The organism is Reyranella soli, from assembly GCF_007992495.1.
In the GTDB taxonomy this organism is placed as follows: Bacteria; Pseudomonadota; Alphaproteobacteria; order Reyranellales; family Reyranellaceae; genus Reyranella; species Reyranella soli.
In genome coordinates this window covers 18786-27805 of sequence record NZ_BKAJ01000156.1, presented here as the reverse complement: position 1 = coordinate 27805, position 9020 = coordinate 18786, and the positions used below count along the sequence as shown (strand labels likewise).

Below are 9020 nucleotides of genomic sequence, written 5' to 3'. Positions count from 1 at the left end.
GACGTTCGAAGCCCCCTCACCTAGCCTCTCCCCCTAGCGGGGGGAGAGGAACATGAGCTGCGTTTACTTCGTCGATCCTAATCGTCGCAGCGAGCCGCCGCGCGTTCGGCCGCAGTCGTGGCCTCAGCTACCGCCTGGGTCAGCCGGCCGCCGTAGCCCGAGCGAACAGCGCCGACAGCGAACACACCCGGTGCAGCCGTCTCGAAGTTGGCGTCGGTGACGATAAAGCCACGCTCGTCGCGAGCGACATCTGACGACAGCAGGCCGGCATTGGGCGCCAAGCCGACGAACACGAACAAGCCATTGCAGGCCACAACCTCGTCGCTGCCCAACTCGTTGTCGCGCACGCGCACGCCTTCGACGCCCTTGTCGCCCAGGACTTCGACGATCTCGCTCGCCCAGCGCAGCTTGAAGCGCTCGTCGTCGGCGACGCGCGACACGTAGCTGCGTCGTGCGCGGAACATCTCGCCGCGTGTGACGATCGTCACCGAGCGCGCGAACTCGGCCAGATGGATCGCCTCGGACAGGGCGGCATCGCCGCCGCCTGCCACCACCACCTCGGCGTCGCGGTAGAGGCCACCGTCGCACCAAGCGCATTGCGACACGCCGCGGCCGGCGAGCCGTTCGGCACCCGGCGCATCGAGCGTGCGCAGCGAAGCGCCCGTGGCCACGATCACCTGCTTGGCCCGCCACGTACCGTCCGAACCGCTCAGCGTCTTGGCTTGGATTGACTCTATGCGCGAGGGCACCAATGAGACGCCAAGTTCCTCGTTGCGACCGAGCAGGCCCGCCGCCAGTTCGGCGCCGCCCACGGCGCCGGCGGCCGGCCAGCCGTCGAGCGCGCCGACGTTCATCACGAGGCCGCCGGGCATGCCGTCCGCGATGAAGTGGCCCACCGAAACGCCAGCCAGCGCTGCATGATGGGCTGCCGTGAGGCCTGCGATGCCGCCGCCGATCACCGCGATATCGAAACTCGCCACGTCCCTACTCCTTACTTCTCGACCAAGGCTGCCGCGGCTTCGCGCACGTCGGCGAGCAGCGTCGTCCAGTCCGCCGGCAGGCGCACCTCGCGGGTGATGCAGGCAGGCGGAAAACCCCATGAGGGGCAATAGGCGTTCTGCGGGATCGGAATGTCGCCGCCTGCGACGACCAGCACGATGTCTTCGGGCGAACGCGCAGCGGGTATGTCGCCCACCTTAGCCGCCTCCTCGACCCAGTCCGGCCAGCGGCGACCGGCGACGATACGCTCGGTCAGCCAGGATTTCTGCCAATCCTCACGCCGCCAGCGGCCGTGCTCCCACAGATAACGCCGCACGTCGTCCTTGCTCATGCCACGGCGCGCGCAGTCGGCGGCGACCGCAGGAGCGATCAGCACCGTCGGCCGGCCGCTCCACAGGATGCCGAAGCCCGATGCCGCCGTACCCATGACGCTCGCGATCTCGGGCAGGAAGCCGGTGACGTTGATCACGCTCTCGGCCCGCGTCACCGTCACCGCGCTCGTGGGCTGCAACGGCGCCCAGGGGCTCTGCGCCTCGTTCTCGGCAAGGCAGAGCGTGTAGCGGCCGGGCTGGCCGAGACCGGCGAAGGCCACCGCACCCGGCCAGCCGCCGCCGATATTGTGCATCACCAGTCGCAGCGCGCGGCCGATCGCTGCGTTGGCCTGCCAGCCGGGCCCCAGCGCGCCGAAGCTCGCGTTGACGCGGAGCTCGCGCGCCACCGGCCCGTTGACGATCAGCATCGGCGTGACGTTCTCGTCCGTCGTCTGCACGCCGCGCATGTTGAAGTCGGGATCGAGCACGCACTCGACCGCGGCCAGCACCACCGGCAGGTACTCCGGCCGGCAGCCCGCCATCACGGCATTGGCCGCGACCTTCTCGACGGTGGCGAGCCCCTTCAGCGGCTCGACCTCGCCCAGCACCTCGGTCGGAACGCGGTCGGTAAAGGCCAGCGCCTGCTTCACCCGCGCCACGGTCGGCGGCACGACCGGCAGGCCGTCGCTCCACCCACGCCGCAGGAACAGCTCCTGCAGGCGATCTTCCGCGCGCGGTCCGCGCACGACTTCGATGCGCTGACGCGGGAAGTCGGCGGCGAGCGGCACCTTGGCTGAAAGCCCCTGCTCGGCCGCGCGCTGCTTCAGCGTGTCGTCGATCCAGCCGCCGGCAGCCTGCTGGCCCGTGGGGAGCACGATCCAGAGGCTGCCGTCCTCACTCATCCTTGCGCTTCGCTCAGTTTCATCCGCCAGCCCTTCGGCAGCTTGACACCCTTGGTCGTCGGGAAACCCAGCATGCCGTTGTGCACGAACAGATAGCAGTTCGAGCGCAGCGGATCGCCCGACACCGCGATCATGATGTGCTCCGGCTTGGTCACGACCGGCACCAGCCGGTTGGGATCGTTGCCGGCGAAGACTTTCGGGATCTTGCCGAGTCGCACCCAGTCGTTGAGCGTACGCTTGCCCGGCACCAGGTTGGTCCAGCCCCACAGGTACTTCTCGAAGAGATGCGCCGGCATGCGCGCATTCTCGAACAGCCAGTTCTGGACGTCCTGCTTGGTCATGGTCTTGGCGATAGTCTCGGCGATCAGCGGACTCAACACCAGCAACGGCCGGTAAGTGCCGGTCGCCATGCCGACGGTGAAGATCACTTCCCAGCCGGAATGCGTCGCCAGCGCATTGCCGAGATAGGGCAGCAGCTTCTCCGCACTGTCGCCGAACACCGAGACGATGACATTGCCGCCGGTGAAGCGCGATATGGTGACGGCGCTCTCCCCCGCCGGCGCGCCCATGTCGGCCGCGACGGTGGGCCACTTCATCCTGGCCAGGCTGTCCTCGTTCTCCGCCATCACCACGCGCCAGGTGTTGCCGAACGTGCCCTTGTCGTTCTGGTGCAGCAGGAAGCCCGCGACGTTGCGCAGGTAGAGGCGCCAGAAGCGGCCGATCGAGGTGTTGGGCTGAAAGCCGTCGCGCAGCGCGCCCTGCTCGTAGTTGAAGCCGAGCTGCTTGATCAACGGCCCGTTCAGCACGATCAGCGTCTCTGCTCCCGGCGTGTTGCCCGAGTGCTCGACGCCGTACTGCGGATCGGCCATCGCCTCGGCCAATGCGACCAGGATCGGCATGTACTCTGGCCGGCAGCCCGCCATCACGCCGTTGACCGCGACGTTCCACACCGTGGCCATGCGGTTGTCGGGCAGGAGCTTCCCGATCGCGTGGTCGGGCGGAAGATCGGTGAAGGACAGAAACTCGGCGATCTTCTCCTTGGTCGGCGGCACGATCGGCAGACCGTCGCTCCAGCCATTCTCGAGGAACAGGCGATTGACCTCCTCGAAACTGCCCTCGAACACGATATCCTGCGGATCGGGATCTGCCACGGCCTGCACCGAGGCGATCTCGCCCGTGAGGTTGCGAATCACGTGCTCGACCGTCGTGCCGAGCACGTTGGTGCGCAGCTCGTCCGACGTCTGCACGTCGACATGGCCCGGCACCGTCGCGAGCGCGAGGTTGGGATAGCCCAGCCCCACCGAGGTCGTCTTGGCCTGGCCCAGGAAACCCTCGCAGCAAAGCGAGGAGGTCGGGACGCCGACCTGTTCTGCTATCGCGCTGACCCGCAACACGGCGGGTGTGCAGCTTCCTCAACACCCCATGCCGGAGACGACCGCGTCGATGTTCATCGACTTGATCTTCCCCGGCAGTTCGCTCAGCACCCGATGCTCTTCGTCGCCATGCGTGGAGCCGAATTCATCGTGGTCGATGAAGCTGACGCCCGTGAAGCGCTTGCCGAGCTCCTGCTTCAGGATCGGCCAGATCTCGTCGCCGCGGAACAGGTCGTCCCACAGGAAGGCGATCGTCTTGCCCTCGATCGTATCCAGCCGCTTGGCGAGCGGCTTGATCTCCACCGCCTTGGCGCTGCGCGGCCATACCACGGCATAGGCACCGCTGTTGCGTCGGGTCATGGCATCTTCCTCCTTCACATTCGGTTCAGATCAGCCGCGCATCGTGGTCGGGAGCCACAGCGCGATCTCGGGCCACAGGCAGAGCATGAGAATAACGAGCAGCATCAGCGCCACGTAAGGGGCCGAGCCTGCCACCACCTCGGAGAATTTCGCACCGCCAGATATGGCATGGATGGTGAACAGGTTCAGGCCCACCGGTGGCGTGATCTGGCCCAGCTCGATCAGCACCGTAAGAATGACGCCGAACCAGATCAGGTCGAAGCCGAACGCCTTCACGACGGGCAGCAGCACGGGCAGGGTCATGTAGATCATTGACACGCCATCGACGAAGCAGCCCAGCACGAGGTAGAGCACGACCAAGGCCAGGAAGAACTGCCACTTGCCGAGCCCCAGCCCCATCACCCATTCGCTGACGGTTCGGCTCACCCCGGAATAGGTCAGCGCGGTCGACAGGATTTGGGCACAGATGATGATCAGCGCCACCATGCAGGTGGTCTTGACGGTGGCCATCAGCGATTCGGTGAACACCTTGCGCGTGAAGCTGCCGTAGCCGACGGCCAGCACGATGGCGCCGGCCGCCCCCAGCGCCGACGCCTCGGTCGGCGTGGCGATGCCGGAATAGATGCTGCCCAGCACCACGACCAGCAGGCCGAGGACGGGAAAGACATGCACCGCTTCGCTGGTCCGCGACTTGCCCGATGGGGCGTCGGGCGGCGGCGCATAGGACGGCTTCATCAGCAGCAGGCCGGCGATGAAGACCATGAATATGGCGGCCATGAGCAGGCCGGGCAGCACGCCCGCCATGAACAGGCGAGCGACCGATTCCTCGACCAGCGCGCCGTACAGCACCATGACGATGCTGGGCGGGATCAGGATGCCGAGCGTGCCGCCCGCCGCGAGCGACCCGAACACGGCCTTGGGTTCGTAGCCGCGCGACAACATCTCGGGAATGGCGACGGTGCCGACCGTGGCGGCTGTCGCGACGCTCGAGCCGGACACGGCAGAGAACACCGCGCAGCTCGCGATGTTGGCGTGCAGCAGCCCGCCTGGCAGGCGACCCATCAGCACCGCGACGCCACGGTAGAAGTAGGTGCTGACGCCGCTGCGCAGGATGATCTCGCCCATCAGCAGGAACATCGGCACGGCGATCAGGATGTAGCTGTTGGCGTTGTTCCAGACGACTGACGACAGCGCGGTCAGCCCGAGCCAGCCCTTGCTGAGATAGAGCACCAGCACGCCGCAGATGCCGAGCGCGAAGGCCGTCCATTGGCCGGCCATCAACATGATGGCAAGGCTTACCACCAGGATCATGGTCAGAAGTTCCAGGCTCATGGTCATCGCTCAGGGAATGTGCCGGACGCGATCGACGAGCCAGGCCACGAGCTGGAGCAGCAGGACCGCCAGCCCCAGCACCATCGCTGATTGAGGGATCCATTCCGGCGTATCGATGATCGACACGGCGCGGGTGTCGCGGTCGACGGCGTAGATCACCTGTTGAATGCACACCCACAGCGTGATCGCGGTGAAGGCGGTTGCCGTCAGCACGATCAGCCAGCGCAGCGCCTGCTTGAGGCGCCCCATGGCACGGTCGTACAGGAGCTCGACGCGGATGAAGCCGCCCTCGCGCAGCGTCCAGGCCAGACCGAGGAAGATCGCAGCGGCGTTGAGATAGCCCGCGATCTCGTCCGTCACCATCAGCGAGGCCTGGAACTGGCGCAGCACCGTCTCGACGCAGACGATCACCAGGATCGCGACGACGGCGATAGCCGCCAGTACGCCGCAGGCCCAGGCAACGCGCCCGACCCAGCGGCCGAGCGCGCCGCGCGACGGCGCTTCCGGGGAAGAAGGTTGCATGAGTGTCCCCGTCACTTGCCGAGGGCGGCCTGGATCTCCTTGAGCATCGCCGTGCCGTTGGCACCCTGCGACGCCGACCACTGCTCCCAGTAGGGCCGCATCTTGGCCATGAGCGCGTCGATCTGCTCCTTGGGCGGCACGAAGAGGTCGACCTTGTACTGTGTCTTGAGGGTTTCGAGGTCCTTGGTCTCGTCGCCCAGGTTTGCGGCGCGGAAGCGCGGCGCGTAGTCCTTGGCCACGGCATCGAGCTTGGCGCGCGTGTCGGCGTCGAGCTTTTCGTAAGCGGCGATGTTGACGAACGTGTAGTCGGGCCCGCCGATATGGATGTCGCCCAGCCAGCCCCATTGCACGAACTCGTACCACTTGGCGCCGACCACGTTGAACCCCGCGGTGATGAAGCCGTCGGCGACGCCACGCTCCATGGCGACCGGCACCTCCGCCGTGGTCAGGTTGACCGACGAGGCGCCGAGCTGCTTCAACATCTCGGCCTGCTTGCCGTCGGTCGAGCGGATCTTGCGTCCCTTGAAGTCCTCGATGGTGCGGATCGGCTTGCCCTTGCCGAAGACGTTCTGTATCGGCCAGGTGTGATAGAAGAGATTCTTCACGCCAGCCTTGGCGAACAGCGGCGCCGTGAACTTGTCGATGATCGGCCAGACCTTGTCGAGCTCCTGGGCGTTGCGCACGAGGAACGGCAGGCTGGTCATCGAGGCCAGAGGCACCGTGCCGGAGATGAATCCCATGTAGGCCTCGGCGAGCTGCACCTGGCCGTCGCCCGCCACCTTGACGACCTCGGTGGCGCGGAACGGCAACTCTCCGGCCGGCCGCACCACGATCTCGAGCTTGCCGTTGGTCGCCTTCTTCACCTCTTCGGCGAACTCCTTGTAGCGCAGCGTGATCGGATGGGTGACTCCGGTCACGACATAGAGGTCCCACTTGGTGGGCGACTGCGCCCAGGCGCGACCGCTCGCGACGGCGGTTCCAAGCACACCCATCACGATCGGGCGTCGGCCAATCATCTTGTGCATCGTCTTCTCCCTTTTTGCATTTCCTCAGTCGTTTTTGTTTTTCGAACGACCGTCACTCTCCCTTGAGACCTGCGGCCTTGATCACCGGACCCCACTTGGCCCGCTCCCTCTTCTCGAACTCGGCGAGGCTGGCCGGCGTGCCGCCCACTGGATCGAGGCCGATCTGCAGCAGGCGCTGGCGCGTCTCGGGCTCGATCAGGATGCGGGTGAGCTCCTTGCTCAGCGCGGCGATGATGGGCTCGGGCGTACCACGCGGCGCGTACAGGGCGACCCAGCCCGTGGTCTCGAAGCCCGGCACGCCCTGCTCGGCCACCGGCTTGACGCCCGCCAGCAGCTCGCTGGGCTTCAGCGTGGTGATGCCAAGTGCCTTGAGCTTGCCCGACGTCACATGGCCGCGCAGCGCGGTCACCGTGTCGACCATCGTCTGAACCTGGCCGCCCATCACCTCGGTGATCGCCGTTGCCGAGCCCTTGTAGGGCACGCCGAACAACGGTGCGCCGGTACGCTCCTTCAGGAGCTCGAAGACCAGCCGCGCCGTCGTGCTGGGCAGCGCCACGTCGATCTTGTCGGGCTTGGCCTTGGCGGCCGCGACCAGCTCGGCCACGGAGTTGGCGGGGAACGACGGATTGGCCGCGACCACCATGGGCAGCAGGCCGACCAGCATGATCGGCGTGAAATCCTTGCCCGGATCGAAGCCCGGCGCGGCGTACAGGAACTCGTTCATCGTCTGGGTGCCGTTGGTACCCATCAACAGCGTGTAGCCGTCGGCTGGCGAATGGGCCGCCGCCTCGGTGCCGATGTTGCCGCCGGCGCCGGGCTTGTTGTCGACGTAGAAGGTCTGGCCCAGCGCCTTGGTCAGCTGATCGGCGAAGTAGCGTGTCGCCACATCCGTGCCCTGCCCCGCCTGGTAGGGCACGATGATCTTCACCGTCTTGTTGGGGTAGGTCTGTGCCTGCACCGCAGTGCAGCTCAGCAGACCCGCCAACAGGGCGGCCGCAGCCGTCAATACTCTCATCGTTTCCTCTCCTTTTGTCTTTGTTTGTCGGCGGCAGGCTTATGAGCGGCTGGGCAGCTCCACCACGCCGGTGCCCAGGATCGACAACTCGTCGTCCTGGTTGCGCGCGACCTGCTCGATCTCGACGAGATGCCGCCCGTCCTCGACGTACTTGCGCTTAACCGTGCCGTTGATGAACAGGATGTCGCCTTCGGGATTGTGCCGGCGGATCTTGGAGGTGGCGCGGCGCAGGAAGCCCTCGTCGCCCATCCAGTTGGTGAGATGGTGGGTGAGCCACGAGCAGCGCTCGGGGCCGTAGTCGTAGGCACCGGGAGCGCCGACCTCGAGGGCGAACTCCTCCTCCCAGTGCACGCGCTCGGGGCAGTCGGGGATGCCGAAGCGGTTGGCGATGCCGAGGCCGGGATGGGCGTCTTGCAGCTTCCAGGCGAGCTTGTTGGCGCGGATATAGAGGCCGCCCCAGCCCTGGGCGTAGGCGATGAAGCCCGTCACCGTCATCGGGCCCTTGAGCATGGTCGGCAGCGCCTCGCCCTCGGTCACGTCCTGCCAGTAGCGTGGCGTGGCCCCGCGGATCTTCTCCTCGGCGTAGAGCTTATAGGCCTTGTCGAGTTCCTGCTGGCTGTAGCGGCGCGGCGCGCGGGCCTTCACGTCCTTGTACTTGGTGCCTTCCTCGCGCGCATGGTCGCGCTCGGTACGGAAGCACCAGCTGTCGGCTTCGGCCAGAAGGTCGCCCTGCTGATTGAAGAAATTGACGTGATAGATCTGCTGCACGGCGCGGCCGGCGAAGCGCGTCTGGTGCTCTACGATGTCCTTCAGCCAGGCTTCGGTCGAGATCACGTCGTTGCGCCGCACCACCTTGTGCCAGGTCCAGTCGGCGCCCGACCACATGGCGTGCACGCCCGGCAGACCGCCGACATAGCCCGAGACGATACGGCTGGTCGCGAACAGGAAGCTCGGCAGGGCGATGACGTCGCCGTACTTCGTCTTCGCCGCATACTCGGGCACGCACCACAGCGGATTGTCGTCGCCGATGCCGTGCGCGTAATGGCGGATGTTGTCGCGCGTGGCCTCATAGCACCACGGCTCGGCGGTCACGCCGATCTTGACGCCGATGCGCTTGCGCAGTTCGTCCAGTCCGTTCTCGGTGATCTTGGGGAACGAGCGTTGGGCGGTATTCAGCATGA

The 9020-nt window shown here is 66.4% G+C and carries 8 protein-coding genes and 1 pseudogene; all 9 read right to left on the bottom strand.

Translation table 11 applies throughout. The features are described from left to right. Positions 1–77 precede the first annotated feature (77 nt). The 9 genes and pseudogenes from RSO01_RS37010 to RSO01_RS36970 all read right to left on the bottom strand — a co-directional run bounded on the left by RSO01_RS37010 (position 78) and on the right by RSO01_RS36970 (position 9018). Complete coding sequence (locus tag RSO01_RS37010) at positions 78–980, bottom strand: NAD(P)/FAD-dependent oxidoreductase (RefSeq protein WP_170303649.1); 903 nt, start codon at positions 978–980, stop codon at positions 78–80. An 11-nt stretch (positions 981–991) separates the two neighbouring features. Then, complete coding sequence (locus tag RSO01_RS37005; protein ID WP_147155630.1) at positions 992–2212, bottom strand: hypothetical protein; 1221 nt, start codon at positions 2210–2212, stop codon at positions 992–994. Further along, positions 2209–3612: pseudogene (locus RSO01_RS37000) on the bottom strand (UGSC family (seleno)protein); the annotation flags it as partial. The pseudogene RSO01_RS37000 and the gene RSO01_RS37005, both read right to left, overlap by 4 nt. A gap of 12 nt (positions 3613–3624) precedes the next feature. Beyond that, the gene (locus RSO01_RS36995; RefSeq protein ID WP_147155628.1) at positions 3625–3945 is read right to left on the bottom strand and encodes a hypothetical protein; all 321 of its coding nucleotides are present in this window, start codon (positions 3943–3945) and stop codon (positions 3625–3627) included. Between the two features lie 30 nt (positions 3946–3975). Continuing rightward, positions 3976–5277, bottom strand: a complete 1302-nt coding sequence (locus tag RSO01_RS36990; protein ID WP_170303648.1) for a TRAP transporter large permease — start codon at positions 5275–5277, stop codon at positions 3976–3978. Between the two features lie 9 nt (positions 5278–5286). After that, the gene (locus RSO01_RS36985) at positions 5287–5799 is read right to left on the bottom strand and encodes a TRAP transporter small permease subunit (protein WP_147155626.1); all 513 of its coding nucleotides are present in this window, start codon (positions 5797–5799) and stop codon (positions 5287–5289) included. Positions 5800–5810: 11 nt separating this feature from the next. Next, a complete protein-coding gene (locus RSO01_RS36980; protein ID WP_147155625.1) occupies positions 5811–6824 on the bottom strand; it encodes a TRAP transporter substrate-binding protein in 1014 nt (337 codons plus the stop codon). A 52-nt stretch (positions 6825–6876) separates the two neighbouring features. Next, positions 6877–7839 carry a Bug family tripartite tricarboxylate transporter substrate binding protein gene (locus RSO01_RS36975; RefSeq protein ID WP_147155624.1) on the bottom strand — a complete coding sequence of 321 codons (963 nt, stop codon included), beginning with the start codon at positions 7837–7839 and terminating at the stop codon, positions 6877–6879. 39 nt (positions 7840–7878) lie between these two features. Then, the gene (locus RSO01_RS36970; RefSeq protein WP_147155623.1) at positions 7879–9018 is read right to left on the bottom strand and encodes an FAS1-like dehydratase domain-containing protein; all 1140 of its coding nucleotides are present in this window, start codon (positions 9016–9018) and stop codon (positions 7879–7881) included. Positions 9019–9020 lie beyond the last annotated feature (2 nt).